This window comes from Teichococcus vastitatis (assembly GCF_003604215.1).
GTDB lineage: Bacteria > Pseudomonadota > Alphaproteobacteria > Acetobacterales > Acetobacteraceae > Pseudoroseomonas > Pseudoroseomonas vastitatis.
The window spans coordinates 36,629-62,067 of the sequence record NZ_QXGS01000012.1; the positions used below are offsets into that span (position 1 = coordinate 36,629).

General features: G+C 69.9%; 26 protein-coding genes. 9 read left to right on the forward strand and 17 right to left on the reverse strand.

The genetic code is table 11. The features are described from left to right. Positions 1 to 3 precede the first annotated feature (3 nt). From D2K64_RS14820 to D2K64_RS14830, 3 genes are all read left to right on the forward strand, one after another. A complete protein-coding gene (locus D2K64_RS14820) occupies positions 4 to 672 on the forward strand; it encodes an RraA family protein (protein ID WP_120009159.1) in 669 nt (222 codons plus the stop codon). Between the two features lie 116 nt (positions 673 to 788). Further along, entirely contained in the window at positions 789 to 1,928 is a 1,140-nt protein-coding gene (locus D2K64_RS14825) for an ABC transporter substrate-binding protein (protein WP_120009160.1), read from the forward strand. A gap of 154 nt (positions 1,929 to 2,082) precedes the next feature. Next, positions 2,083 to 2,721 carry a YcbK family protein gene (locus D2K64_RS14830; protein WP_157985862.1) on the forward strand — a complete coding sequence of 213 codons (639 nt, stop codon included), beginning with the start codon at positions 2,083 to 2,085 and terminating at the stop codon, positions 2,719 to 2,721. Between the two features lie 17 nt (positions 2,722 to 2,738). Here D2K64_RS14830 and D2K64_RS14835 read toward each other — a convergent pair whose 3' ends face one another. The 10 genes from D2K64_RS14835 to mscL form a co-directional block, all read right to left on the reverse strand. After that, positions 2,739 to 3,434, reverse strand: a complete 696-nt coding sequence (locus D2K64_RS14835; RefSeq protein ID WP_120009162.1) for an SDR family NAD(P)-dependent oxidoreductase — start codon at positions 3,432 to 3,434, stop codon at positions 2,739 to 2,741. A gap of 11 nt (positions 3,435 to 3,445) precedes the next feature. Beyond that, positions 3,446 to 4,975 (reverse strand): ABC transporter substrate-binding protein, encoded by a 1,530-nt coding sequence (locus D2K64_RS14840; RefSeq protein WP_120009163.1) that lies wholly within the window; start codon positions 4,973 to 4,975, stop codon positions 3,446 to 3,448. A gap of 36 nt (positions 4,976 to 5,011) precedes the next feature. Beyond that, on the reverse strand, positions 5,012 to 6,664 hold the full coding sequence (locus D2K64_RS14845; protein ID WP_120009164.1) for a hydantoinase B/oxoprolinase family protein: 1,653 nt from the start codon (positions 6,662 to 6,664) through the stop codon (positions 5,012 to 5,014). Then, positions 6,661 to 8,733: a hydantoinase/oxoprolinase family protein gene (locus D2K64_RS14850; RefSeq protein WP_120009165.1), complete on the reverse strand. Its 2,073-nt coding sequence runs from the start codon at positions 8,731 to 8,733 to the stop codon at positions 6,661 to 6,663. Before D2K64_RS14850 ends, D2K64_RS14845 begins: the two co-directional genes overlap by 4 nt. Positions 8,734 to 8,907: 174 nt before the next feature. Further along, positions 8,908 to 9,366, reverse strand: a complete 459-nt coding sequence (locus D2K64_RS14855; RefSeq protein ID WP_238384206.1) for a DoxX family protein — start codon at positions 9,364 to 9,366, stop codon at positions 8,908 to 8,910. Between the two features lie 39 nt (positions 9,367 to 9,405). After that, the gene (locus tag D2K64_RS14860; protein ID WP_157985863.1) at positions 9,406 to 10,146 is read right to left on the reverse strand and encodes an SH3 domain-containing protein; all 741 of its coding nucleotides are present in this window, start codon (positions 10,144 to 10,146) and stop codon (positions 9,406 to 9,408) included. Beyond that, the gene (locus D2K64_RS25515) at positions 10,143 to 10,595 is read right to left on the reverse strand and encodes a substrate-binding periplasmic protein (protein WP_238384207.1); all 453 of its coding nucleotides are present in this window, start codon (positions 10,593 to 10,595) and stop codon (positions 10,143 to 10,145) included. Before D2K64_RS25515 ends, D2K64_RS14860 begins: the two co-directional genes overlap by 4 nt. A gap of 152 nt (positions 10,596 to 10,747) precedes the next feature. Next, positions 10,748 to 10,894, reverse strand: a complete 147-nt coding sequence (locus D2K64_RS25520; RefSeq protein ID WP_238384208.1) for a hypothetical protein — start codon at positions 10,892 to 10,894, stop codon at positions 10,748 to 10,750. 72 nt (positions 10,895 to 10,966) lie between these two features. Then, a complete protein-coding gene (locus D2K64_RS25525) occupies positions 10,967 to 11,161 on the reverse strand; it encodes a hypothetical protein (protein ID WP_238384209.1) in 195 nt (64 codons plus the stop codon). A gap of 26 nt (positions 11,162 to 11,187) precedes the next feature. After that, complete coding sequence (gene mscL, locus D2K64_RS14870; protein ID WP_120009168.1) at positions 11,188 to 11,640, reverse strand: large-conductance mechanosensitive channel protein MscL; 453 nt, start codon at positions 11,638 to 11,640, stop codon at positions 11,188 to 11,190. A 225-nt stretch (positions 11,641 to 11,865) separates the two neighbouring features. Between mscL and D2K64_RS14875 the strand changes: the two genes are divergently transcribed. The 3 genes from D2K64_RS14875 to D2K64_RS14885 all read left to right on the forward strand — a co-directional run bounded on the left by D2K64_RS14875 (position 11,866) and on the right by D2K64_RS14885 (position 13,787). Next, positions 11,866 to 12,141 carry a type II toxin-antitoxin system CcdA family antitoxin gene (locus tag D2K64_RS14875; protein WP_120009169.1) on the forward strand — a complete coding sequence of 92 codons (276 nt, stop codon included), beginning with the start codon at positions 11,866 to 11,868 and terminating at the stop codon, positions 12,139 to 12,141. After that, positions 12,122 to 12,463, forward strand: a complete 342-nt coding sequence (locus tag D2K64_RS14880) for a CcdB family protein (protein WP_157985864.1) — start codon at positions 12,122 to 12,124, stop codon at positions 12,461 to 12,463. The genes D2K64_RS14875 and D2K64_RS14880 overlap by 20 nt, the downstream gene beginning before the upstream one ends. A 106-nt stretch (positions 12,464 to 12,569) precedes the next feature. Next, on the forward strand, positions 12,570 to 13,787 hold the full coding sequence (locus D2K64_RS14885; protein WP_120009171.1) for a D-alanyl-D-alanine carboxypeptidase family protein: 1,218 nt from the start codon (positions 12,570 to 12,572) through the stop codon (positions 13,785 to 13,787). 25 nt (positions 13,788 to 13,812) lie between these two features. Here D2K64_RS14885 and D2K64_RS14890 read toward each other — a convergent pair whose 3' ends face one another. After that, positions 13,813 to 14,589, reverse strand: a complete 777-nt coding sequence (locus tag D2K64_RS14890) for an SDR family oxidoreductase (RefSeq protein ID WP_120009172.1) — start codon at positions 14,587 to 14,589, stop codon at positions 13,813 to 13,815. Between the two features lie 162 nt (positions 14,590 to 14,751). Between D2K64_RS14890 and D2K64_RS14895 the strand changes: the two genes are divergently transcribed. Beyond that, positions 14,752 to 15,342, forward strand: coding sequence for a hypothetical protein (locus D2K64_RS14895; RefSeq protein ID WP_120009173.1), 591 nt, complete (start codon positions 14,752 to 14,754; stop codon positions 15,340 to 15,342). Then, positions 15,339 to 16,040 carry an endonuclease/exonuclease/phosphatase family protein gene (locus D2K64_RS14900; protein WP_120009174.1) on the forward strand — a complete coding sequence of 234 codons (702 nt, stop codon included), beginning with the start codon at positions 15,339 to 15,341 and terminating at the stop codon, positions 16,038 to 16,040. Before D2K64_RS14895 ends, D2K64_RS14900 begins: the two co-directional genes overlap by 4 nt. Here the strand turns inward: D2K64_RS14900 and D2K64_RS14905 are convergent. Then, positions 16,037 to 18,622 carry a membrane-bound PQQ-dependent dehydrogenase, glucose/quinate/shikimate family gene (locus D2K64_RS14905; RefSeq protein WP_120009175.1) on the reverse strand — a complete coding sequence of 862 codons (2,586 nt, stop codon included), beginning with the start codon at positions 18,620 to 18,622 and terminating at the stop codon, positions 16,037 to 16,039. The genes D2K64_RS14900 and D2K64_RS14905 overlap by 4 nt on opposite strands. Before the next feature lie 176 nt (positions 18,623 to 18,798). Here D2K64_RS14905 and D2K64_RS14910 point away from each other — a divergent pair, with 176 nt between their 5' ends. Further along, positions 18,799 to 20,322 carry an MDR family MFS transporter gene (locus tag D2K64_RS14910; RefSeq protein ID WP_120009176.1) on the forward strand — a complete coding sequence of 508 codons (1,524 nt, stop codon included), beginning with the start codon at positions 18,799 to 18,801 and terminating at the stop codon, positions 20,320 to 20,322. 18 nt (positions 20,323 to 20,340) lie between these two features. Here the strand turns inward: D2K64_RS14910 and D2K64_RS14915 are convergent, their stop codons facing one another. The 5 genes from D2K64_RS14915 to D2K64_RS24445 all read right to left on the reverse strand — a co-directional run bounded on the left by D2K64_RS14915 (position 20,341) and on the right by D2K64_RS24445 (position 25,329). Continuing rightward, positions 20,341 to 21,933: an ABC transporter substrate-binding protein gene (locus D2K64_RS14915; protein ID WP_120009177.1), complete on the reverse strand. Its 1,593-nt coding sequence runs from the start codon at positions 21,931 to 21,933 to the stop codon at positions 20,341 to 20,343. Positions 21,934 to 22,167: 234 nt separating this feature from the next. Then, complete coding sequence (gene hpnE / locus D2K64_RS14920) at positions 22,168 to 23,469, reverse strand: hydroxysqualene dehydroxylase HpnE (protein ID WP_120009178.1); 1,302 nt, start codon at positions 23,467 to 23,469, stop codon at positions 22,168 to 22,170. 2 nt (positions 23,470 to 23,471) lie between these two features. Then, positions 23,472 to 24,323, reverse strand: a complete 852-nt coding sequence (hpnD, locus tag D2K64_RS14925) for a presqualene diphosphate synthase HpnD (RefSeq protein WP_120009179.1) — start codon at positions 24,321 to 24,323, stop codon at positions 23,472 to 23,474. After that, on the reverse strand, positions 24,320 to 25,183 hold the full coding sequence (gene hpnC / locus D2K64_RS14930) for a squalene synthase HpnC (RefSeq protein WP_120009180.1): 864 nt from the start codon (positions 25,181 to 25,183) through the stop codon (positions 24,320 to 24,322). Before hpnC ends, hpnD begins: the two co-directional genes overlap by 4 nt. Continuing rightward, a complete protein-coding gene (locus D2K64_RS24445) occupies positions 25,180 to 25,329 on the reverse strand; it encodes a hypothetical protein (RefSeq protein ID WP_157985865.1) in 150 nt (49 codons plus the stop codon). The genes hpnC and D2K64_RS24445 overlap by 4 nt, the downstream gene beginning before the upstream one ends. Positions 25,330 to 25,439: the final 110 nt, after the last annotated feature.

A 25,439-nucleotide genomic window follows, 5' to 3' on the forward strand; every position in this document is an offset into this window, starting at 1 on the left:
CCGATGCCCAAATATGTTGTGGAAACCATGCCGGCCTCGTTGAGCGGCGAGGTGGTCGAGCTGCTGGAAAAGACCGAAACGGCAACCGTGGGGCATTGGCGCCACTGGGGCTTCTGCGACCGTAGGATCCAGGGCCTGCTGCGCCGCCGGGTCGCCGGCACGGCCGTGACGCTGCAGATTCCGGGGCCGGATTCCACCCTGCTGCACCACGCGCTCGGCCTGCTGCGCCCTGGCGACGTCCTGGTGGTGGACCGGCTGGGCGATGACCGGCACGCCTGCTGGGGCGGCGGCGTCACCGTGGCGGCCAAGGCGGCCGGCGCCAAGGCCGGGGTGGTGGACGGTGCCTGCACCGACATCGAGGAGGTCGAGGCCTCTGACTTTCCGCTGTGGTGCCGCGGCTTGGCGCCGATCACCACGCGCATTTACGACCTTGGCGGCCGCATGAACGTGCCGGTGGCCATCGGCGGTGTGGTGGTGATGCCGGGGGATGCCGTCCTGTGCGACGAAAGCGGCGTGCTGGTGCTGCCGCCGGCCGAGGCCGAGGCCGAGGCGCGCGCCGCCATCGCCCGCCAGGAGCGGGGCATGGGCACGCAGGAGAAGGTGGCGGCCGGGGCCAAGCTTGGTGACATTTCCGGCGCCACGGCGAAGGTGCTGGCGGGCCTCGCCGGCTGAGGATGTGACGTCCCGGATTACCGGGACGTCATGTTTTAGGGGGATGCGAATGCGTATCATTTCTGCGTAGAAGACGGCGCCGGATGCGCTCCGGCCCCCGTGAAGGAGCTTGCCGCATGTCGATCCGTCGCCGCGCCCTGATCGCCGCCAGCCTGGCGGCGCCTCTGCTCCGCCCCCTCTCCGCCGGGGCGGCGGAGACCCGCCCCGTCACCGACATCACAGGGCGCACGGTGCAGGTGAAGCGGGAGGTCCGGCGGGTCATCCTGGGGGAAGGGCGGCAGATCTATCTGCTCGCCGCGCTGGACCGGGAAGCGCCGTTCGGGCGGGTGGTCGGCTGGCGCGATGATTTCCGCAAGGCCGATTTCGATGGCTACACTGCTTATCAGCGCCGCTGGCCGGAGATCGATCAGCTTCCCACCTTCGGCGGGGTCAAGGACGGCACCTTCGACGTGGAGCAGGCCATTTCCCTGCGGCCCGACGTCATCATCATGAACCTTGAATCCAAGGTGGCCACGGAGGAGGGGGGTTTGATCGCCAAGCTTGCCGCCGTGAACGTTCCCGTGCTGTTCATCGACTTCCGGGAACGGCCCTTCGAGAACGCGGAGCGCAGCATCCACATCATGGGCGAGGTGATGGGCCGCGAGGAGCGGGCCGAGGAACTGGCCGCCTTCCGCCGACAGGAGGTGGACCGCGTCACCGCCCGGCTGGCCGGTTTGGGCGGCCCGCGCCCCAAGGTGATGATCGAGCGCGCCGCCGGCTATGACGAGAGCTGCTGCATGTCCTTCGGCGACGAGAATTTCGGCCGCATGGTCAAGGTAGCGGGCGGCGACAACATCGCCGAGAAACTGATCCCCGGCACCTTCGGCATCATCAATCCGGAGCAGGTGATCGCGGCCAACCCGGATGTGGTGATCGCCACGGGGAGCAACTGGAAGCTCTACGCGCCCGGCGGCGCCTGGGTGGGCGTCGGCCCCGGCGCCGATCCGAAGGTAGCGGCCGAACGGCTGCGGGCGCTGATGCGGCGGCCGGCCTACAGCAGCCTGCCGGTGCGGCAGACGGGCCGCGTGCACGCCATCTGGCATCAGTTCTATGACAGCCCCTATCAATTCGTGGCGGTGCAGGTCCTGGCCAAGTGGATCCACCCGGAGCTGTTCGCTGACCTGGACCCCGACGCGACCTTCCGGCGGTTCCATGAACGCTTCCTTCCCGTCGCGTATCAGCCCGGCTACTGGGTCACAGCAGCCAGAAGCGCCTGATTCGAAACTAAAGGGCGTTTTTTCCTTTAGGCATTCATTCTGTTGGTTCGTCTTTAGTCTCTTTTCCGCGAAGATACTAGCAAATGTGCCTTTTGCCATCGCATTCGCGCGAGGATGGGTTTCGTCTCACTGAAACGCCGTTTAGACGATGCTCATGCGCCGCCGAGCTCTTTTCCTCACCGCTGCCGCGACCTTCACCATCGTCGCCCCCGCCATCGGCTGGGCGGCGCGCCGATTGCCGGACCCGCCCGGTGCACGCCGCCTGAGCCTGCGCCACGCCGCCAACGGCGCGACCTTCTCGGGCATCTATCACAACGGTCGCGACTTCGATCCCGTGGCGATGGCGGAATTGTCTGAGGTGCTGGCCGATACCCGCACCGGGAAAGTGCGGGAATTCGATCCCTCCGCCGTCGACATCGTGTGGGAGATGGGGCGGCGGCAGCGGTTTTCCGAATTCGTCGTGCTGTCCGGGTACCGTACGCCGGAAACCAACCGCGCCGTCCATGGTGCCGGCGACAGCCAGCACCTTCGGGCGGCGGCGATGGATCTGATGATGCCAGCGGCGAAGTTCGCGACCTTTGGGGAAGCGGCGCTCAAGCTCGGCCGCGGCGGTGTGGGGCTGTATCCGGACCAAGGCTTCATTCACCTGGATTCTGGCCCGGTGCGCCACTGGGGCGGCGGCGAGGGCCGCGCCATCGCCGTGGGGGCCACGCCGCCGGCACCGCGCAAATCCGCCGCGCAGATGCGGGTGGACCGGATGGCCGAAGCCTGGGCGGCGATGCGCCGCCGCTGATCCGGCACCATGATGACCTAGAGCATGTCCTCATGGCGGCAATTCACCAGAAGCTCCGCGATGCTGGCGGTGTTCGGCAGGTGCAGCAGCACCTCCGCCAGCACGGCGATGTCATCTGGATGCGACATCTTCTCGCGTGGCCAGTTGCTGACATGCGCGGTCATGTCCGTATCCACGAAGCCAGGGCACAGCGCGCTGGCACGGATGCCGTGCTCGAAGCCGAGCCGCCGCACCTCCTGCGTGAGCGCCATCACCGCGAACTTACTCATGGCATAGGCCAGATTGTCGTTGCGGACCCGTTTGCCGGACAGGGAGGCGATGTTGAGGACACGGCCGCTGCCGCTCGCCACCAGATGCGGCCACGCGGCGCGGATCACGCGCAGCGGCCCCTTGGTGTTCACCGTCCAGGCCGCATCCATGGCCGTTTCGTCCGGGTCGAGCAGCGTGCCGCGGGTGTTGATGCCGGCGGCGTTGACCACCGCATCGATCCGCCCGTGCCGTGCCAGGGTGGCGGCCGCCCAGGCTTCCGCCGCGCCAGGCTCGGACGCGTCGTAAGCATGATGCCCCAGCGCCGGATGGGAGGGCAGCCGCGCCGGGTCGCGCACGCCGGCGCTGACCGTGCAGCCAGCGTCCAGCAGCCGGCCCAGAATCGCGCGGCCTATTCCACGCGTGGCGCCGGACAACATCACCACGCGCCCCTGCGGCTGCAGCATGCCCCGCCTCCTCAGCTCAACGTGGTGGTTTCAAGGGTGAGGCCCGAATAGAAGGTCAGCGCGCCCGGAAGGTTCCGGAAGCCGCTCACCGCCTGCCGCATGGCGTAGCCCTGGCTGCGCCAGCTCAGCCCGACGATCGGCGCTTCCGCGATCGCGACCTGTTCCAGCTCGCGGTAGATCGCCTTGCGCTTGGCTTCGTCGAACTCGGCGCGGCCGGCCGCGAACAGCTCGCTGATGCGCGGCGTCGGCAGGCCGTAGCTGCGGATGTAGGCCGTCGCTAGGCTGCCATCGAGGATGTTGGACAAGCCGTCGGGATCATTGCTGTCCGCCGCCGTGCCCATCATCGCGAGGTCGTATTGGCCGCGATTGCCAATGGCCACGCGCGTCGCCCAATCCGGGAGGTTCAGCGTCGCCTGGATGCCGATGGCGGCGAGGTGCTGCTGCACCACCTCGGCGGAATCCTTGTGCATGCCGTATTGCGCCGTGGACAGCAGGTTGCAGGCAAAGCCGTTGCCGTGCCCGGCCTCCGCCAGCAGCTTCTTCGCCAGGGCGGGATCGTAGTTCCAGCCATCCTTGAGATCGGGGTTGTAGTAGGGGTTGTTTTCAGGGATCGGCAGATGCGCCATGGGCGAGCCGCGCCCGAAGAAGGCCGCCTTCACCAGATCCTCGCGCCGGACGGCATGGGCCACCGCCTTACGCACCCGCGCATCGTTGAAGGGCGGCTTGCTGCCGTTGAACACCAGGTACATGAACGGCCCGTCGACGGCATCAAGCTTCAGCTGCGGATTGTCGCCGATCGCCGCCATGGATTGCCAGGGCACGTACTCGATCAGGTCCACATCGCCGGATTGCAGCGCGGCGACGCGCAGGTTCTCATCGGCATAGGCCACTACGCGAATAGCCTTCAGCTTCGGCAGGCCGGGCTTGTAGAAGCCTTCGAAGGCTTCTAGCTCCAGCGAGGAGCCGCGCTCCTGCGACTTCAGCACAAACGGCCCGGCGCCGATGAAGTCACGGCCGGAGGATTGGCGCGAGATGACCGGCAGGTGATAGCTGGCCATCCAGTTCGGCAGCGTCACCAGCGGCACCCTGGTGATCATCCGCACGGTGCGGTCATCCGGCGTCTCGATCCGCGCGATGTTGCGGATTTCGGTGCGCAGATGCGCGGTGGATTTCTCCGACGCCACCTGCTCCAGCGTCCATTTGACATCGGCGGCGGTGACCTTGTCGCCGTTCTGGAATTTGGCGTCGCGCAGCCGGAACACCCAGGTCAGGTCATTCTCGCGCGACCAGGATTCCGCCAGCTCCGGATGCAGCTGCCCGTCCGTGCCGTAGGAGATCAGGCCGCGATAGATCATCAGCTTGATCGTCGCGGCGGCGGTGCCGCTGTTGGCCCAGGGCTGGATGTTGGGCGGATAGCTGGACAATCCGAAGCGCAGCACGCCCGCAGGCTGCGCCCTGGCGTCCGCGCCTCGGAGGAAGGGCAGCAGCCCGGTGGCAGCGGCGCCGGCCAGGATGGACCGTCGGGTGGCGTTGATGGCCATGCGAACTCTCCTTTGCTGCACCTGCTCGAAACGGCATCAGGCAGATTGCGGATAGAACTCCCGGGCGGCCGCGGCGCTGATGTTGCCCTGGATCAGGTCGCGCCGCACCGCCTCCACACTGCGCCGGCCCGGGGAACCGTAGCCACCCGCGCCCGGGCTGACGATGGCGAACCACTGCCCTGCCTTCAGCTCTGCATTGGGTCCGTCGAAGGTGACATCGGGGCCGCATTCCACGCGGCCATGAGCGCCACCCTGGCCGCCGAACAGGCCCCAGCTGCGCGAATGCAGGCGCGACAGGTCGATGCGCACGCGAACATCCTCGTCCGCCCGGTAGACCCGGCGCAGCGCCATGCCGCCGCGATGTTCCCCGGCGCCGCCGGAATCCTGCACCAGCTCGTAGCGCAGCAGGGTCAGCGGGTATTCGATCTCCAGCGCCTCAGCCGGCAGGTTCGAGGTGTTGGTTCCGTGCACATGCACGCCGTCGAGCCCATCCTTGTTGAAGCGTGCGCCCGACCCGCCACCCATGGTTTCCAGATAAACCCAGAGCGAGCCGTCCGACCGGCGGCTGCCAATGAAACTGGCCACCGTGCAGGTGGAGTTGGAGCAGGCGGTGACGCGCTCCGACACCGCCTGCGCCAACGCGCCGAGCACCATGTCAGCCACGCGCTGGCAGGCCTGTAGCCGCCCATTCACCGCCGCCGGGTGGCGGCAATGGACGATGCTGCCCTCCCGACCGGTGACGGTGAGAGGCCGCGCCAGCCCGGCATTGGGCAGGATGGACGGGTCCACCACCGACTTTACGGCATAATACGCAGTGGCCAGCAGCGCCGTGTAGGTCATGTTGATGCCGGCGCGCACCTGATCGGGGGCGTCGAACTGCAGCGCCATCTCATCGCCTCGCACGGTGATCTCCACCGAGAAGGGTAGGGTGCCGGCGATCTCCGGGCTGTCGAACACGTCCTCGAAGCACCAGCGGCCGTCGGGAATGGCGGCGATGCCCGCGCGCATCTTGCGCTCTGCATAGTCGAGCAGCGCCGCGCCGGCCGCCAGCACCGTGTCGGTGCCGTATTTCGCGCACAAGGCCTGGAAGCGCTGCACGCCGACCCGATTCGCCGCCATCTGCGCCCGCAGATCCGACAAGCGCTCATGCGGCACCTGGCAGTTCAGGAGGATCAGGTTCTGGATGTCGGATTGCAGGACGCCCCCGCGATACAGCCGGACGGGGGGAATGCGCAGGCCTTCCTGGTAGATATGCGCGTGGCCACGATCGGCGAAATCGGAATGATGCGCCAGGTTCACGGTCCAGGCGACAATGCGGCCCTCGACGAAGATCGGCTCGGCCAGCACGATGTCCGGCAGGTGGGTGCCGCCTCCGGCATAGGCATCGTTGCCGACGAACACGTCGCCTGGCCGCATCTCCTCGACGCGGTGGTGCTTCATGATCTCCGGCACGATGCCGATGAAGCTGCCCAGGTGGATCGGGATGTGTTCCGCCTGGCAGAGCGTCTCGCCCCCGGTGTTGAACAGCGCGGTGGAACAATCGCGCCGTTCCTTGATGTTGGTCGAATAGCTGGCGCGGATCAATGCCTCGCCGGTTTCCTCGACGATGGACGACAGGGCGGCGCCGATTACCTCGACGGTGATGGGATCGAGCGCCATGCTCATGCCGCGCTGCGGGGCCTGCCTCATGCCGTCACCTCCAGAATCAGGTTCAGGTAGCGGTCGACTTCCGCGCTCATGCCGGGCGGCACCACGGTGGTGGTGTCCATCTGCTCCACGATGGCGGGACCCGCGAAGCGGTTGCCGGGCTGCAGCGCGTCACGGCTGTAGATCGGCGTCGACACGAAATCGCCGGCTTCAGGGAACCACACCGGGCGGTGGCCGGTGATGGCGGCGCCGGCGTCCGGGCCCGCGTCGGGATGGGCCTTCAGCGTCGCCTTCTTCACCAAGCCCGTGGCTTCCAGCCGCAAGGTGACGATCTGCACGGCCTCGCCCTCCGCCACGAAGCCGTAGCGCTGGCGGTGGGCCTCGGCGAAACCTTCGACCAGCGCGCGCAGGGTGGCGGCGGTGACGGGGCCATCCGGCAGTGGCACGGCGAGTTCGTAGTTCTGCCCCCGGTAGCGCATGTCGGCGGTGCGGGTCAACCGGCGTGCCTCGGCCGCGATGTGCTCGCCCTCGAACCAGGCCGCGGCCCGCGCGGCGAGTTCCTCGAACGCTGCCGCCACCTCCGGCACCGCGTCATCCACCGCCGGCAGCAGGCGCGTCGCGGCGAAGTCGGCGCGCAGATCCGTCAACAACAATCCCATGGCGCACAGGATGCCGGGGTTGCGCGGCACCAGCACGCGCTGGATGTCCAGTTCCCGGGCCAGGCGCGCGGCATGCAGCGGGCCGCCGCCGCCGAAGGCCATCAGGATGAAGTCGCGCGGATCATGGCCGCGCTGCACGGAGATGACGCGAATGGCGCGCGCCATGTTGGCAATGACGACCGAGAGGATGCCCTGCGCGGTCTCCATGACGCCCAGGCCGAGCTGCTGCGCCAGGCGGCCGATCGCTTCCCGTGCCAGATCCTGCCGGATCTCCATGCGGCCGCCCAGCAGATGGGTCGGGTTCAGCGTCTGCAGCACCACGTTGGCATCGGTGGTCGCGGGCTCGGTGTTGCCCTTGTTGTAGCAGACCGGTCCCGGATCGGCGCCGCAGGAGCGCGGCCCGGCCTTCAGCAACCCGCCCGCGTCGACATAGGCGATGGAGCCGCCGCCGGCGCCCACCGTATGGATGTCGAGCATCGGCGCCTTGATCGGGTAGCCATGCACCACCGCTTCCGAGGTCAGCTTGCAGACGCCTCCCTGCAGCAGTGCCACGTCGGTCGAGGTGCCGCCCATGTCGAAGGTGATGATGTTGTCGAATCCCGCGAGCGCGCCGATCGCCTGCGCGCCGACCACGCCCGTGGAAGGACCCGAGAGCACGGTGCGCACCGGCATCTCGGCGGCCGTCGGAAAGCCGATCACGCCGCCATTGGATTGCGTCAGATGCGGCGTTGCCATCATGCCGAGTTCGCGGAGGCGCGGCGCCAGAAGCCCGATGTAGCGCCGCATCACCGGACCGAGATAAGCGTTCAGCACCACGGTGGAGAGCCGCTCATATTCGCGGAATTCCGGGGCGATCTCATGGCCCGCGCTGATGAAGACGTCGGGCATTTCCTGGCGCAGGATCTCGACGGCGCGCCGCTCATGCTCGGGCCGGACAAAGCCGTACAGAAAGGACACCGCCACGGCCTGGACGCCTGCCTCGCGCAGCGCACGCGCCGCCGCGCGCATCCGGTCCTCGTCCAGGGGGATCTCGACCCCGCCATCGTGCCGCAGCCGTTCCGGCACCTCCATGCGCAGTTCGCGCGGCACCAGCACGGGTGGCTTGTCGGCCTGCATGTCGTAAAGGTCGGGTCGCTTCTGCCGACCGATCTCCAGCAGGTCGCGGAAGCCATCCGTGGTGACGAGGCCGGTGCGCACGCCGCGATGCTGGATCAGGGCGTTGGTGGCAACCGTGGTGCCATGGCCGAAATACGCGACGGGCGCACCGGGCCGGTCGCCCGTGTCAGGCGCCACGCGGCGCATGCCTTCCTCGACGCCCTGGGCGATGCCGCGCGACGGATCATCGGGCGTGGAGGACACCTTCCATACCTCCACGCGCCCGTCTTCCTCATCGAAGAGGCAGACATCGGTGAAGGTGCCGCCGGAATCCACGCCCACACGCCAACGCGCCATGCCCGACTGATCCCCTCATCCAAGAACGCCCGAGAGGTCAAAGTATCCGGCTGTGCCGGCAAAAGGGGCAAGAGGCTTTTTCGGCCGGGCCGGCGCCATTTGGGACAGCACCGGCAAGCAGGGCGCGGGCCGTTCTGCGGCAGCAATCATTTCCGGCTGCCGCCGCGCGGCTGCCTAGCGGGCCGCGCTCCTCCGGGCCCGCGCTTCATCCAGGCTCCAGGCGCCGCCGCCAGCGGCGACGAAGTACAGAAACACGAAGCAGTAGAGGATCGCCGCGTCGCCGCCATTGTTCACCGGAAAAAAGCTGCGCGGCGCATGCACGAGCCAGTAGGCGACCGCCATGGTGCCGGAGGTGATGAACGCCGCCGGCCGCACCCACAGCCCCAGCAGCAGCAGCGTGCCGCCGATGATCTCGATGAAGCCGGCGAACCACGACAGGCTGAAGGCAGCCGGTGAACTGCCCGGCGGAAAGCCGAGCAGCTTCGTCGTGCCGTGTTCCAGAAAGATCAGGGCGCTGACGATGCGCAGCAAACCGAGGGCGCGGTAAGCCCAAGGACTGCCAGGAGAAAGATCCATCAAGCGAAGCTCCGGTTGCTGAAGACGGGCGCGATCCTCGCACGGCTTGGCGGCCAAGTCTCGCCGCCCGTCTGCCCGGTCGCGGACCGCGGCGCCTCAGCGCGCCATGCTGCCGTGCATCCAGCCTTCCGGGGCGCCGGCGCCGACCTGCAGCCAGCCGCCCGGCGCTTCCAGGAACACCTGCAGCGGCGTGCCGGCCGGAACCACGCGGATCACCGCGCCTCCGCCGTTCGGATGGCTGCGCAGATTGCCGTTCTGCCGCATGATCACGGTGCGGCCGGGCAGCGCGGCGGGCGCATCGCCGGAGGCGGATGGCGGGGGCATGGCGGCCTGTGGCGGCGCCACGCGCGGCTGTACCATTCCCGGCGGCGGGGTGCGGCTCTCCTCCGGCAGCCGATCCGGCACCGGAGGCATGGGAGGCGGCGCGCCGGCGCGGTGCTGCGGCGGCGGACCACCCTCCTCGTAGCAGCGCAGCACGGTTTCCACGAAGACCCGCGACGCGCTTGGACCGGAGGTGGCGACAAACTGCTCGACACCGGGCTTGTCGCCATCTCCCGGCGTGACCACCGACACGAACAGCGTGAAGGCCGCGCCGAGCTCAGGCAGGTTGACCTGGCCGCACACCGCCGTTCCACCCTGGGCCTGCCGGTAGAGCTGCACGCCGCGCAAGGTGGTCTGCTCACCTCCGAGCCGACGCAGCTCGGCTTCAGCGGCCGTGCGGGCCGCATCGAGAACGGTGTTGTCCGCGCCGCTCTTCTGGTCATCGCAGCCGGCGGCCAGCAATGCGAGGGCGAAAGCCGGGGCCAGCGGCCATCCGCCGGTTCCTGAGCGTCTCATGGCGGCGCATCGCGCCCGCGGGAGCGGAAACGCGTCTGCTGCCACCATTCGCTCCGCAGCGTTTCCAGGAGCGCCACGTCGAGCGCGACATGCGTGCTGTTCCCGGGCGGCAGCGCGATGGCGTAGTTTTGGCTGTCCAATGTGATCGGCAGCAATTCAAGCTCCGCAAATTCCTGCCGGATGGTCCAGCCGAGCAGGGGACGATCATACACAAAAGCGCCGATCTGGCCCAGGCGCAGGGCAGGGAGGCCTTCGGCCGTCCGGGAATAGGTGTCATGGGCGACCCGCTGCGCCACCAGGAAATCGATGGCCGAGGAGCCCTGCACCGCACCGACCTGCAGGCTGCGCAGATCGGCCACGTTGCGCACCAGCCCCTGCAGGCGCTGCATCGTCACGGAGGAGGCGATGCCCGCGATGAACACCGCGATGGTCACCACCGAGACCACCATTCACACCACCGCCAGGATGCGGCCGGGCAGCGAACGGGGGCCATCCTGCGCCGCGCCGGCCCGCGCATGGCCACCGCCAACCACCAAGCCCCGGCGACGAAGCCGCGCAGCGGCGGGCCGCCATAGGCCTCGTGGTGATGCCGCTCGAACAGCTAGATCAAGGTGCCGACGCCGGGGGCGTTGCCCAGCAGCACCAGGACGCCCTGCAGGAAGCCGAAGGACAGAAAGGTGTGCAGCACCGGCAGCCATGCGGTCGCGGCGTTGTCCCGCGCCACGGCATCGATCAGCAACTGCACCATGTCGCGTTCCACTGGCCTGTAGCGCAGGCCGAGCTGCTCCGCGACGCGACGCCAGAGATCGATGCTGATGCCCTACCATTCGCCGCTGCCATTCTTCATCGCGAAGGGCGGCGCGCTGCGCGTCGCGACCACCCATTCACGGCCGGCCGGCGGCGGGCTGCCCTGCGCCGGCGCCTGCCACGGCAGCAGCGCCAGGACGATCAGGAGGCAGAACAGATGGAGAGGGAAAGTGCCACACCCTGAACGGTGCAACACGCGGCGCGGCATGGCCGCCTCCGGTCCGGGGCCCCGGTTCAGGAAGGCCGGCGCTTCAGCTCGTCGCGGATCTCGGTCAGCAGGATCTCGGATGTGGTCGGCAGCGGCTTTGGCGCTTCCGCGTCCTTGCGCAGGCTGATCCTGGTGAGGATGCGAACCACCCAGAACACCGCGAAGGCAACGATCAGGAACTTGATGATGGCATTGATGAACAAACCAATGCCGAGCGCCACGCTACCGGCTGCCCTGGTGGCTTCCAGCGTCGGCAGCCTTTCGCCGCGGATCACCACGAACAGGTTGGAAAAATCCACGCCGCCGATCAGCAGGCCGATCATCGGGTTGAAGATGTCCTCGACCAGCGAATTCACGATGGAGGTGAACGCCGCGCCGATGATGATGCCGACTGCGAGGTCGATGACGTTGCCACGGGTGACGAAGGCTTTGAACTGAGCGATCCAGCCTGGCGTCCAGTCTTTCAGCGAAGCGGACATCCTCAACTCCGGCAGCAATGTTGCGGCTCAGCATAGGTGCATGATTCACGGCTTTCCAAGGGAAGCTCGGCCATTCGCGCCGATCATGATCCTGTGATCATCAAGATGCCATGAGGGTCCTCGTTTTCGCGCGGCGACGCTCCACACCCGCAGGATCATCGCGGTGCTTGTTCAGCGGCCTTCATGCGCATACGATACGCATGATCATCTCAGGAGACACCGCCCATGCGCCGCGGCACGGCCAATCAGATCGCAGCTCCGGCGCGGAAGCCGCAGGTCAAGCGGGCCATCAACCTGAGCCTGAACAACGAGTTGGTTGAGCAGGCGCGGCGCTACACGGGCAATCTCAGCGGCACGCTGGAAGTGCTGCTGGAGGAATTCGTCGCCCGCGAGGAGGCCCGCCGACGCGCCGAGGACGCGGCGCTGGATCGCGTGGTGGCAGCCTTCGGCGAGTTCCACGCCCGGCATGGCCTGTTGTCAGATGAGTTCTCCGGTCTCTGACCCGGTGCCGCAATTCGACGTCTTCACCAATCCCGGCCGGCAACGCGACGCGATCCCTTTCGTGGTGGCATTGCAGAACGGACGCTACGAGCATGCCCCGACGCGGCTGGTCGCGGCCCTGATCAGCGCCCGCGCCATCGCCGTGGAAGAGCATCATCTGGCACCACGCTTCACGGTGCTGGGCCGGCCGGTGGTGCTGGACGTGTTCAACCTCGCCACGGTGCCGGCGGCCCGGCTGGGGCCGGTGATGGCGTCGCTGGCGGATGAGGACAGTCGCGCCCGGCTCGGCCGTGCGCTGGACGAGTTTCTCAGCCAGGCCTGAGCCGCCCGGTGGCTCGGATTTCCGATGAAGGTCGGGTGTTAAACGCTTGAGTTGAAAACACGCGGAGCGTATCCGGGGCCATTCTTCCGGTGATGGAGACACCCTGATGCCGCTACGCCGTGATCTGCTGGGCGGGGCCGGTGCGCTGCTGGCCTCGACCGCCCTGGCCGGCCCCGTGCTGGTCGGGCCAGCCATGGCACGCAGCCGCGTGCCGGCCAGGGCCGCCGAGCTGGTTCCGGACAGCCCCGCCAGCAGCCCGGTTGGGCCGCTCCATACCCCGGCGAAGCAGGTCCTCCTGCTCGACGCCACCACCGGCGCGGTGCTGCTCGACAAGGGGGCGGATGAGCGGATGCGTCCCTCCTCCATGTCGAAGCTGATGACCGTCTACGTCGTGTTCGACATGATGAAGCAGAACAGGCTCCGTCCCGAACAGACCCTGCCGGTGAGCGAGAACGCCTGGCGCAAGGGCGGCTCCAAGATGTTCGTGGCGCTGGGCAGCCAGGTCACGGTGCAGGACCTGTTGCGCGGGGTGGTGGTGCAGTCCGGCAATGATGCGTGCATCGTGTTGGCCGAGGGCATCAGCGGCACCGAGGAACAATTCGCCGTGCTGATGAACGAGTACGCGAAGCGCCTCGGCATGACCAGCAGCACCTTCCGCAACGCGACCGGCTGGCCGGACCCCGAGCACCTGACCACCTGCCGCGATCTCGCCACGCTGGCGGGCCGGCTGATCAGCGACTTTCCCGAACAATACGGCCTGTTCGGCATTCCCTCCTTTCAATGGAACGGCATCAGCCAGCAGAACCGCGACCCCCTGCTCGGCCGTGTGTCCGGGGCCGACGGCATGAAGACCGGCCACACAGAGGCGGCGGGCTACGGCTTGGTCGGCACGGCGAAGCGGGGCAACCGGCGGCTGATTCTGGTAGCCAATGGCATGAGCTCGATGAAGATGCGCGGCGACGAGGGCGCGCGGCTGCTGGAATGGGGCTTCGCCAATTTCACCAACGTGTCGCTGTTCCGCGCCGGCGAAGCCATCGAGGAAGCGCCCGTCTGGCTGGGCGCGCGCCCGGCCGTGCCGCTGGTCGCCGAACGCGAGGTGGTGCTGACCCTGCCGCAATCCTGGCGCCGCACACTGCAGGTGAAGCTGCGCTACGCCGCACCGGTCGCGGCACCGGTGGCCAAGGGCCAGCCACTCGGTCAGATCGAGATCGGCGGCGAGGGCGTGCCGCCGATGCAGCTGCCGCTGCTGGCCGGAGCCGAGGTGGCCCGGCTCGGGCCGGTGTTGCGCCTGCCAGCGGTGGTCAGCCACTGGCTATCCGGCTGAGGCGCGGCATCAGTCACAGAGGGCGCTACACCACCACGGGGTAGCGCGCGCCATCCATGCCCAGCGTGACGCCGGTGATGTAGCTGGCCCGGGCCGAGGCCAGGAACAGCACGGCATCGGCGACTTCCTCGGGCCGTGCCATGCGGCCCAGCGGGATGGCGGCCACGCTGCGCCGGCGCGCTTCCGCCGCGTCGATGCCGGCGAGCCGCGCTTCCGCCGCGAGCCCTTCGGCCACCCGGTCGGTTTCCGTGGCGCCGGGATTGACGCCGAGGATGCGCAGGCCCTGGCCGGCATAGGCAGTGGCCAGCCCGGCGGTGGCCAGCATCAGCGCCGCGTTGGCCGCGCCGCCGGCCAGATGCGTCGGCGCCGCGACCTTGCCGCCGGCGCCGATGACGTTGACGATCACGCCCCGGCCGCGATCCGCCATGCGCTTCACCAGCGGATCGATCACGTTGATGTAGCTGAAGTACTTGGCATCCATGGCGGCGCGCCATGCGGCCGGGGTCAGCTCAGCCGGCGGCGTGCGGCGGGCGGCGCCGGCGGCGTTGACCAGCACCTCCACCCCGCCCAGCGCGGCTTCCGCCTCGGCCGCGGCGCGCGCCGCCTCGGCAGGGTCGGTCAGGTCGGCCTGGATGCCGATGGCGCCGGGCAGCGCCGCCAGCGCGGCATCGAGGCTGTCGCGCGAGCGGCCGCAGATGGCCACCGCCGCGCCTTCCGCCAGGAAAGCCTCGGCACAGGCGCGGCCGATGCCGCGGGAGCCGCCGGTGATCAGCACCGTCTTGCCGCTCAATTGCAGGTCCATGGACGTCCCTTTTCTGCCCCGGCCTGCCTCATTCGCCGCCGGATCGGTGTTTCAGCCATTTGATGGTGCCGGCGCGGCGGCGTCCAGGGTGCATGGCGCTCTTGCCAGCAGGTTGCGCTTGTCCATCTCTGGCTTCCACCTCCGCGAAAAGGAATCGGACGCATGCCCTTGCTGACCCGGCGTGACCTCGGATGCCATCACGGCTTTACCTGGCTGTGCCTCGCGGCGTTGGCCGGCATGGCCGGCTGGCTGGCATGGCTGGGGCAGGGCGGAGCTGCGCTGGGGACGCTGGCAGCGCTGGCGGGATGCCTGGGCCTGATCCTGCCGCCGCGCGAGCGCATGGAGGTGCTGCCCCGGCGCCTGCGCGCCCTGCCCCGCGGGCTGGACGCCACGCCCGTGCTGGCGACGCTGCTGTCCACGCCCGGCTACGGCCTCGGCTGGTTCTACCAGCCGGGTCCGTATGACGAGGTGGTGCATCTGGTGAACGGCGTGATGGCCGGATTAGTGTTTGCCGCCGCGATGCAGCTGGACGGGCGGTCGCGCAGCCTGGGCCGGATGGCGCTGATCGGTGCCGGCTTCGGCCTCGCGCTGGCGACGGGCTGGGAGCTGTTCGAGGCGGCAACCGGGCTGATCGGCGACTGGACGGATACCTGGACCGATGTGGTGCTGACCACCGGCGGCGCGGTGGGCGGGGCGGCGCTGGCCGGCTGGCGCTGGCCGGCGACGGATGTTGTGGCCCGCGCGCCACGGTGAAGGTCGTCACCTGGAACATCCATCGTGGCCGGGCCATGGCCGGGCTGTTCCGCCCGGGCCGCATCGCCGCCGTGATCGCCGAGCTGGGCGCCGATCTGGTCGTGCTGCAGGAAGCCCAGCACTATCTGCGGCGCGGCGCGCCCATGCTGGATGCCGCGCGCATCCTGCGGGACGCAGGGCTGCGGCTGCTGCCCATCGCGCAGCGGCCCGATCACCAGGGTTGGCGCTCCAACCTGCTGCTGGCCCGGGCGGATGTCCGGGTGCTGCGCGGTCCGGTGGGCCTGCAGCTGGGCGGCTGGGAACCGCGCGGCGGCATCCTGGCGGAGCTGGATTTCGGGCATGGGCCGCTGCGGGTGCTCACCGCCCATCTGAGCCTCGGCGCGCAGACGCGGCGCCACCAGGGCGAATTGCTGCTGCGGGCGGCCGAGGCCGATGGCCGCCCCATGCCCGTCCTGCTGCTGGGCGATTTCAACGAGCGGCGGGAAGGCGGCTCAGCGCTCGGCGTTCTTGCCCGCCGCTTCGCCATGCCGCCACCGCTGCCGAGCTTTCCGGCCTTTCGCCCAACCTGGGCACTGGACCGGATCCTGGTCGATCCGCCCGGCCTGCTGCGGGAGGTGGCGGTCCATCACACCAGGACGGCCCGCCACGCCTCTGATCACCTGCCGCTGGTGGCGCGGCTCGACCTGTCCGCCGCCTAGCGCGGCAGCGCGTAGGCGATTACCGCATCGCCCGCCTTGGTGCCGAGCGACCCGTGGCCGCCCGCCACCACCAGCAAGTATTGCCGCCCGTCCTGACCCTGATAGGTCATCGGCGTGGCCTGTCCGCCGGCTGGCAGCCGCGCCTTCCACAATTCACGCCCGTCCGTGACGTCATAGGCACGGACGTAATAGTCGATGGTGCCCGACAGGAAGGCGACACCGCCCGCCGTCATGATCGGCCCGCCGAGATTCGGCACGCCCATGCGGAACGGCAGCGGCACGGGGGAAGCATCGCGCGTGGTGCCGTTCTTGTGCTGCCACACCACCTCGCCGGTGGTGAGGTCGGCCCCCGCCACATAGCCCCAGGGCGGCTGCTGGCAGGGCAGCCCCAGCACCGAGGTGAATGGGCCGAGCTCGATCGCGTAGGGCGCGCCGAAATTCTCGTTCAGCGCCGGCAGGCTGCCTTCCGGCGGGCTACCCTGCTGCACCACCAGGCTGCTGTTGTCGGGGCGCGGCACCAGCCGGGACACGAAGGCCAAGTATGTCGGCGTGGTGAACGCCACCTGGCGCTGCGGGTCCACGGCCACCGAGCCCCAGTTGAACACGCCGAAATTGCCGGGATAGACCAGCGAGCCTTGCAGCGAGGGCGGGGTATAGCGGCCATCGTAGCGCAGACGCTTCAGCGCGATGCGGCAGGCCAGCTGGTCGAACAGGGTGGCGCCCCACATCTGCGCACCGGTCAGCGGCGGCGGGTCGTAGGACAGCCGCGATACCGGCTGCGTCGGTGCCGTGTGGTCCGGCGCCACGGCGCCCTGCGGCGCTGGCGCCTCGGTCACCGGCAGGATGGGCTGGCCGGTTTCCCGGTTCAGCACGAACAGCTCGCCCTGCTTGGTGGGCTGCACCAGGGCCGGCACGCGCTGATTGTTCACCGTCAGGTCGATCAGGCTGGGCTGCGACGGCACGTCGTAATCCCACAGGTCGTGATGCACGGTCTGGAACACCCAGCGCACCTGCCCCGTGCCGAGGTCCAGCGCCACCACGGAGGAGGAGAAGCGCTCCACATGGGGGGCCCGGTTGGCGCCCCACTGGTCCGGTGGCTGGTTGCCGAGCGGCACGTAGACCATGCCCAGCGCCTCATCCACCGCCGAGATCGACCAGCTGTTGGGCGAGTTCGGCGTATAGGTCTGGCCCGGCGGCAGCGGAGCGGTCTGGTCCGGATTGCCGGAATCCCAGTTCCACATCAGCGCCCCGGTGTTGACGTCGAACGCCCGGATGACACCCGAGGGCTCGGCGGTGGACACGTTGTCCAGCACCGTGCCGCCGACGATCACCCGGTCCCGCGTCACCACCACGGGAGAGGTCGAGTAATATCCGCCCGCCTTCACATTGGGCATGTTGTTCCACAGGCTGATCTGCCCGTTGTCGCCGAAGCTGGTGCACACGCCTCCGGTTTCCGGGTCCAGCGCGATCAGCCGCCCGTCCGCGGTGGGCATGAACAGCTTGCGCGGGCAATCGGCGACGCTGCGGGCGCCCTCCGTCGCGTCCGGCAGGCGCAGCGGCGGCGCCGAGCGCTGGTCGGTGCTCTGCACCTGGGCCGGCGGCTGGGCCGGGGCCGGCTGCGGCGCACCGGTGCCGGCCGGCTGGAACGAGGATGCGGTGCCGTAGCCCACCCCGTCATGATAGGACAGGCCGCGGCAGGTCAGGTGCTGCAAGGCCAGCTCGTTCTGGATGCGCGGGTTGTAGCGCCAGACCTCGCGTCCGGTGTCGGCATCCAGGGCAATGACGCTCTGGTGCGGCGTGCACAGGTACAGCCGGTCGCCGATCTTCAGCGGCGTCACCTCGAAGGTGGTTTCCACCGGATCGCCCGGCTGCCCGCGGACATCACCGGTGTTGTAGCGCCAGACTTCCTCCAGCTGGCCGGCATTGGCGGGGGTGATCTGCGCCAGCGGCGAGAAGCGCTGGCCAAAGCCGGTGCGGCCGTAATCATGCCACTCACCGGGTGGCACGGCGGGGGTGCCGGCCGCCTGCATCAGGCGGGCATCCCCCTGGGCGGCTCCTGATGCATTCCCTTGGGCCTCTCCCTGAGCGGCCCGCACCGGAGGAAGGCTGCCCGCGAGCTGGTGCGGATCGCGCAGCATCGCGGTTCCGGCGACCACCAGCGCCGCCAGCAACACCAGCGACAAGGCCAGCCCGCCGCCGCGCAGCGCCCCAGCCGGACGGGCATCGCCCGGGCGGCGCAGGCTGCGCGTCACCCAAGGCGTCAGCAGCAAGGCGCCGATCACGAACAGCACGTCGCCGCGGGCGGCCAGCGGCCACCAGTCGAGCCCGGCCTCCCAGAGCGACCAGACCAGGGTGGCCGCGGTGAGCAGCGCGAACAGCCAGAGCGCCGCGGGATGGCGCCGCCACAGCAGCAGGGCGGTAGCCAGCATCGCCAGCCCCGCCAGCAGGTAATACCAGGAGCCGCCGAGGGCGAGCAGCCAGGCTCCCCCGGCTGCGCAGCCCAGCCCGGCCAGTGCCAGAACAACAGCGAGGATCGAGGTCAGGATGGCACGACCGGTGCCGGATGGTGGATTGGGCGGCATGGGTGAGCCTTTGTCGGATTTTCCGGCCGGGCCCCATGACCCGGCTAGGGCAGCAACGCCATCCCATTGGCAGAGTTCCTGCACCGTGCAGCATGGCCGAACCGCACGGTGCGCCAGGCACCCGAGCCGGCCTGCCACACCCACCGCCCCCTCCCGCCAGCGGAAGCGCCATTTTCATGCCCTTCGACGATACCGCGGCCGACACCGCGACGGAGCAGCGCCGGCGACCGCCGATCCGCACGGTGATGGCCGGTGCGCTGCTCACCATGATCCTGGCGGCGCTGGATCAGAACATCGTCAACACCGCCCTGCCGCGCATGGTGGGCGAGCTGGGCGGGATGGCGCACCTGTCCTGGGTGGTCACCGCCTTCATGCTGACCTCCACCACCACCACGCCGCTCTACGGCAAGCTCTCGGACCTGTTCGGGCGGCGACGGCTGTTCTTCGTGGCGATCCTGCTGTTTCTCGGCGGCTCCCTGTTGTGCGGCGCCGCGCAATCCATGGGGCAGCTGATCGCCTTCCGGGCCTTGCAGGGCATCGGCGCCGGCGGCCTGCTGGTGCTGTCGCAGGCGGCAGTGGCCGACGTGGTCTCGCCACGCCAGCGGCCGAAATACCAGGGGCTGTTCACCGGGACCTTCGCGCTGGCCAGCGTGGCGGGGCCGTTGCTGGGCGGCATCATCACCTCCACCCTGGGCTGGCGCTGGGTGTTCTACGTGAACCTGCCGATCGGCGCCCTGGCTCTGGTCATGATCGCGCTCGGGCTGCGGACGCCGCCCGCCCGCCGCAGCCGTCCCATCGACTACCCCGGCGCGCTGCTGCTGGCCGCGGCCACGGCGACGCTGCTGCTGCTGCTGGCCTGGGGCGGCACGGAGTTCCGCTGGCTGTCCTGGCGGTCGGCTGGTCTGGCCCTGCTGTGCGTCGGCCTTTACGGCCTGTTCGGCTGGCGTGAGCTGCGGGCACCGGAGCCGCTGATCCGCCTGGCGCTGTTCCGCAACGCCATCTTCGCCCGCGGCGTGGCGGTGGGCGGCATGATGGTGTTCGCCATGATGGGCTCCACCGTGTTCCTCCCGCTGTACTTCCAGCTGGTGCTGGGCATGAGCCCGGCGCTCGCCGGCGCGATGCTGCTGCCGCAGGTCTGCGGCATGGTGCTGACCTCGATCATCGGCGGGCGCATCGTGGCCAGGCTCGGGCGCAACAAGCCTTTTCTGCTGGCCGGGCTGGGGCTGGAGGCCGTGGCGCTGGCGACCCTTGCCATGTTCGCCTGGTGGGGCGCGCCGCCGGCGGTGTTCCTGGTGTCGATGGGCCTGCTCGGCCTCGGCATGGGCATGGGCATGCCCAACCTCACCGTCGCGGTGCAGAACGCCGTGTCGCATGGCGAACTGGGTGCGGCGACCGGTGCCATGACCTTTGCCCGGTCGCTCGGCGGCGCGGTGGGCGTGGCCGTTTCCGGCGCCATCCTATCGGGGCGGCTCAGCGCCGCCTTCGCCTCGCTGGGCGGCAGCGTCGACACCGCTGCGCTGGCCGAGCGCGGGGTGCAGGCGCTGTCCGGCTTCACCCCGGAGCAGCAGGCGGCGGTGGCCGATGCCTACCGCACGGCGCTGACCGGCTGCTTCGGCCTCAGCGGCGTGGTGATGACCGCCGCCTTCCTGCTGGTGCTCGGCCTGCCTGAGATGCGGCTGCGGGACCGCATCGACAACTGAGCCGCCGCGAGGTGTCCTTTAAGCCTGCTTGATGTTCCAGAAGATGGCGAAGCCGGGCACCCGGTCGCGCAGATTGGCGCGCAGCGCGGTGATCGACCGGTAGGCGCCGACCGGGATGAACAGCACCTCCTCCAGCGCCACGCGCTGGATCTCCTCGGCGATCCGCTTCTGCGCGGCGAGGTCGGGGGCGTTGAACCACTGGTCGCGCAGCGCCTCGATGCGCGGCACCTCCGGCCAGCCGGGCCAGGCGCCGGCACCGTTGGCGCGCAGCGCCGCATGCGCCGCCGGGTCGATCCAGTCGAAGGAGGAGAAGCTGGTCAGGAAGGCGCTCCACCCGCCCTTGTCCAGCGGCTCCCGGCTGGCGCGGCGCTGCACCACCGTGCCCCAGTCGCTCAGCGCCAAATCCATGTTGAAGCCGAGGCGGCGGAACAGGTCGGCCGCCACCTGGGTGATGGCGGTGGGCGCCAGGATATCGGTGGGGCCGATCAGCCGCATCAGCTCATTGTTGTAGCCGGCCTCCCGGATCAGCGCCCGGGCGCGGTCCAGGCTGCGCTCGCCCATCAGCGGCTCCAGGCCGGCCTGATTGGCCAGCGGCGTGCCCGGCGTGAATACGCCGGTGCCGGTGACCACGTTCTCCGGGCTGTCGCCCACCACCGAGGCCATGAAGTCGCCCTGGTTGATCGCCGGCAGCAGCGCCTGGCGCAGCTTCTTGTTGTTGAAGGGGGGGTGCAGGTGGTTCAGCCGCAGCAAGGCCGGCATCGGCAGCGGGTCCATGCCGGTGACGCTGATGTTGCGGTCCCGCGCGAACAGCATCTGGATTTCCGGCGGCGGCTGCTCGAACCAGTCGATCTCGCCGGATTGCAGCGCGGCGGCCGAGGTCGCGGCATCGGTGATGATGTTCCATTCGACGCGGTCGAAGAACACCTGCTTCGGCCCGGCGGTCAGCCCGTGCGCGGCCACGGGCGTCGGGCTGTAATCCGCGTTGCGCTCGTACACCACGCGGCTGCCGGAATTGTATTCATCGGCTTTGAAGCGGAACGGGCCGCTGCCGATGTTGTCCGTGATCTGCTTGAACGGATCGGTCTGCGCCACGCGCTCCGGCATGATGAAGGCGATCGGGTTGGTGGCCGCCGCCAAGGACTGCACCAGCCGCGGGAAGGGTCGCTGGAGGCGGAAGCGGATGCGCCGGTCGTCCGCCGCCGAGATCTCCTCCAGCGCCAGGGCCAGCGCCTGGCCGGACGGGCTGCGCTTCATCCAGCGATTGATGCTGGCAACGCAATCCCGCGCCCGCACCGGCTCCCCGTCATGGAACCGCAGCCCTGACCGCAGGGTGATGGTCCAGAGCCGGCCGTCATCCTCCACCGTGTGGCCCTCGGCCATCTGCGGCTGCGGCTGGAACTGCTCGTCCAGCCCATACAGCGTGTCGTAGATCATGAAGGCGTGGTTGCGGGTGACGTTGGCCGTGGTCCAGACCGGGTCGAGCGAGCCGAGATTGGATTGAGGCACAAAGCGCAGCACCCGGCTCGCCGCCGGCTGGGCGATGGCGAAACGGGGCAGGGCAGCGGCCACGCCCAGCGCCGCGGGAGCCGAAAGAAGGTCGCGTCGTTTCATGCTGCTGCCAATCCTGCTGGAGGTGCCGTTCGCGTAGCAGACCAGAGCCGATGCCGGCCGGCAAGGCGGGAACATAGACGCCGTCGGCCGCAGCCTGCGCCCCTCGGAGACGCCGCAGAAAGTTGTCGGCCCCGGCTTCGAACACCCGGGAGCCATCGGAACGCTGTTCGCCGCGCCTTGGTCGCCTCATCCTCCGATATCCGGGCGGATGTTGCTCTGCGCGGTTTTCAGGAGCTAACCAGCTCCTCCCGGGGAAAGGGCGAGCGTGGCCGCGGCCTCGCCGGACCGCAGGGCACCCTCGATCGTGGCGGGCAGCCCGGTGCGCACCCAGTCCCCGGCCAGCATCAGGTTGGCCCATGCAGTGCGGGCGGCGGGCCGGCGTGCCTCCTGCTCCGGCGTGGCGGCGAAGGTGGCGCGGCGTTCCTTGACGATGCGCCAGGGCGGGACGTCGCCCTTAGGCAGGCCATGCAGCCGCGCCACCTCCGGCCAGAGGCGCGCCGCCAGGGCCTCCGTCGGCTCCTCCATCAGGTGGCGAGCATCGCTGACCGTCACCGACAGCCGGTCGGGGAAGGCGAACACCCATTCCGCCGTGCCGCCGACCAGCCCAGCGAGGGCCGGCGCACCCGACGGCGGCAGGGCGCGGAAATGCGCGTTCAGGATAGGGCGGAAATCATTTGGCACCACCAGGCCGGGCAGCAGTTCCGCCGCCGCCCAGGGCGGCAGGGCCAGCACCACCCGGTCGCGCGGCCCGAGTGTCACGGTTCCGTCGCCGAAGGCCAGCCCGCCCACGCGGCCGCCCTCCAGCGACAGGCCGCGCAACCGCTGGCCGAGGCGGATCGTGGCGCGCTGGCGGCGCAGCATCGCGAGGGCTGGGTCGATAAAGGCCGCGGCGAGCGTCGGGCTGGCAATGCGCGGCCGCGCCGCCGCGCCACCCTGGCCGAGGCTCTCGCGCAGCACCGCGGCGGCCAGCTCGGCCGAGCCCTCCTCCGGCGCGGTGTTCAGCGCCGACAACAGAACCGGCCGCAGCAGCCGGTCCCATAACGGACCACGGCAGGGCAGCAGGGAATCGATGCGGCGGCCGGGATGGCGGCGCAGCAGCGTGGCCAAGGCCAGATAATCACGCGGCCGCGTGCCAGGGACGCGGCGGCCGGCGCTCAGCACCCACCAGGGCAGGCGGCCCCGGTTCGGCCGCAGCACCCATCGCGTGCCGTCGCGCAGGTCGAGAAACGGGAACGCCGCCTCGTCCGGCCCTTCCAGCCGGCCGGTGGCCCCCGTTGCCTCCAGGTAGCGCGCCACGGCCGGATTGCCCGACAGAACGAGGTGATTGCCGTTGTCGATCACCAGATCGAGCCTCGGATCATGGTAGGAGCGGCAGCGCCCGCCCGCCTGCGGCGCCGCCTCCCACACCACCACGGCAACGCCGCGCCGGGCGAGCGACACCGCCGCCGACAATCCCGCCAGCCCGGCGCCGACCACGTGGACGGTGCCGCCCGCGGCGCCAGCGGCACCGCCCGGCAGGAGGCTGTCGGCGACCATCCTCATCGCCCGAGGCTACAGCGGGCAATGATCCAGAGCAGTCGCGCCTTGCCGATGCGGACGCGGCGGCGCGGCGGCCGCCAGCCTTGTTCCAGCATGTCGCGCAGGATGTTGCGATACACGGCTTCCATCAGGCGCGGTGCCAGCAGATGGCCGCGGGGCCGGGCGCGCAGGATGCCGTCCGCGGCGGCGAAGTGTTGCAGCGCCCGTTCGGCCAGCTGGCGGCAGGCGGCGTCGACGCGCGGATCGCCCACCACGCCCGGCGGGGCGTTCCCGCCGAGGCCGGCCCGCCGCAACAATTCGCGCGGCAGGTAGAGGCGACCGATGGCGGCGTCCTCGTCCAGGTCGCGCAGGATGTTGGTCAGCTGCAGCGCCCGGCCCAGCTCCCGCGCCAGCGCCAGGCCCGGTGCGTCCTCCATGCCGAAGATGCGCGTGGACAGCCGCCCCACCGCGCTGGCGACGCGGTCGCAATACAGGTCCAGCGTGGCCCAGTCGGGCGCGCGGATGTCGGCGGCGACATCCATCGCCATGCCGTCGATCACCGCCAGGAAATCCTCCTGCCGCAGCCCGAAATCCCGCACCGGCGCGGCCAGGAAGGCGGCACGGCGCGCCGGCTGCCCGGCATACAGCGCGGCCAGGTCGGCCCGCCACGCCTCCAGTTCCAGGTGGCGCTCCGGACGCGGACGGGTGCCGTCATCGGCGATGTCGTCCACGGCGCGGCAGAAGGCATAGACGGCGAACATTGCCGCACGCTCCGCCGCCGGCATCAGCCGCATGGCCGCGTAGAAGGAGCTGCCGCTCAGCTTGGCCTGCAGAACCTCCGCCTCGGCCAGTGGCGGCGCGGCGGCACTCATGCCGGATGGCGCCGCAGCAGCCGCAGCCGGGCCAGCAGCGCGGCCGTGCCGCCGCGCAGCGCCAACGCCAGCGCTTCCGGCTGCCGGTGATGCACGCGCTCCGACAGCGGGTCACGGCGTTGCAGCCGGGCCGCGAGGCTTTCGGCCAGGGACTGGATCACGCCGACCTCCAGCGACAGGCGGCGGTCGGCGATCTGTCCGGCCAGCGAACGGGATTGCGCCAGCAGGCCACCGGTGCGGCGGGCCAGGCCGGCGATCACCGCGCGCAGCGGCGCCGAAGCCCGTGGCGCGTCCAGCGCCGCCACCCCGATACCCTGCGCCGACAGCGCGTCGAGTGGAAGATAGACCCGGTCCAGCATGCGGCGGTCCTTGCCGCAATCCTGCAGGTGGTTGATCACCTGCAAGGCGGCGCAGAGCGCGTCATTGGCGGGCCAGCAGCGCCGGTCCTCCCCGTGCAGGTCGAGCACGAAGCGGCCCACCGGCGCGGCGGAATACCGGCAATACTCCATCAGCTCGGTCCAGCTCTCGTAGCGGCGCTGGGTGACATCGCGGCGAAATGCTTCCAGGAGGTCGAGCGGATGCTGGTCGGACAGGCCCCGCGCGCGCAGCACGGCGTGCAGCGCCTCGCCTTCCGCGCTGGCGCCGCGCTCGCCGCCCAACCCCGCGGCCAGGGCGTCGAGCTGCGCCAGCTTGCGCTCCGGTGCCGCGGATTCATGGTCGGCCACGTCGTCGGCGGCGCGGGCGAAGTGGTAGAAGGCCAGGATGGCCGGGCGCAGTTCGGGCCGCACCAGCCAGGAAGCAACCGGGAAGTTCTCGTCCCTGTGTCCCTTGCCCGAGGCCAGTTCGGACGCACCGTTCATGAGCGCGCCGCCATCGTCTCCCCGGCGCAGCCGGCCAGGGTCAGGGTCCTGCCGCGCCCGGAGGTGCCGATCGCCTCAGCAGGATCGACCGGCGCGGCGTCGCCAACCGGCACCGCATCGCCGGACGGCAGCGTGAAGCCCGTCATTGCCCCGCGTTCCCGGTGTTTCTGCGGCCGATCCTGCGCGATCCGAAAATGGTGTTCTCCCGCCGCTGCCATCCGCCGCCCCTTCGGCACGGCCCTCCCGCTGACCGGAG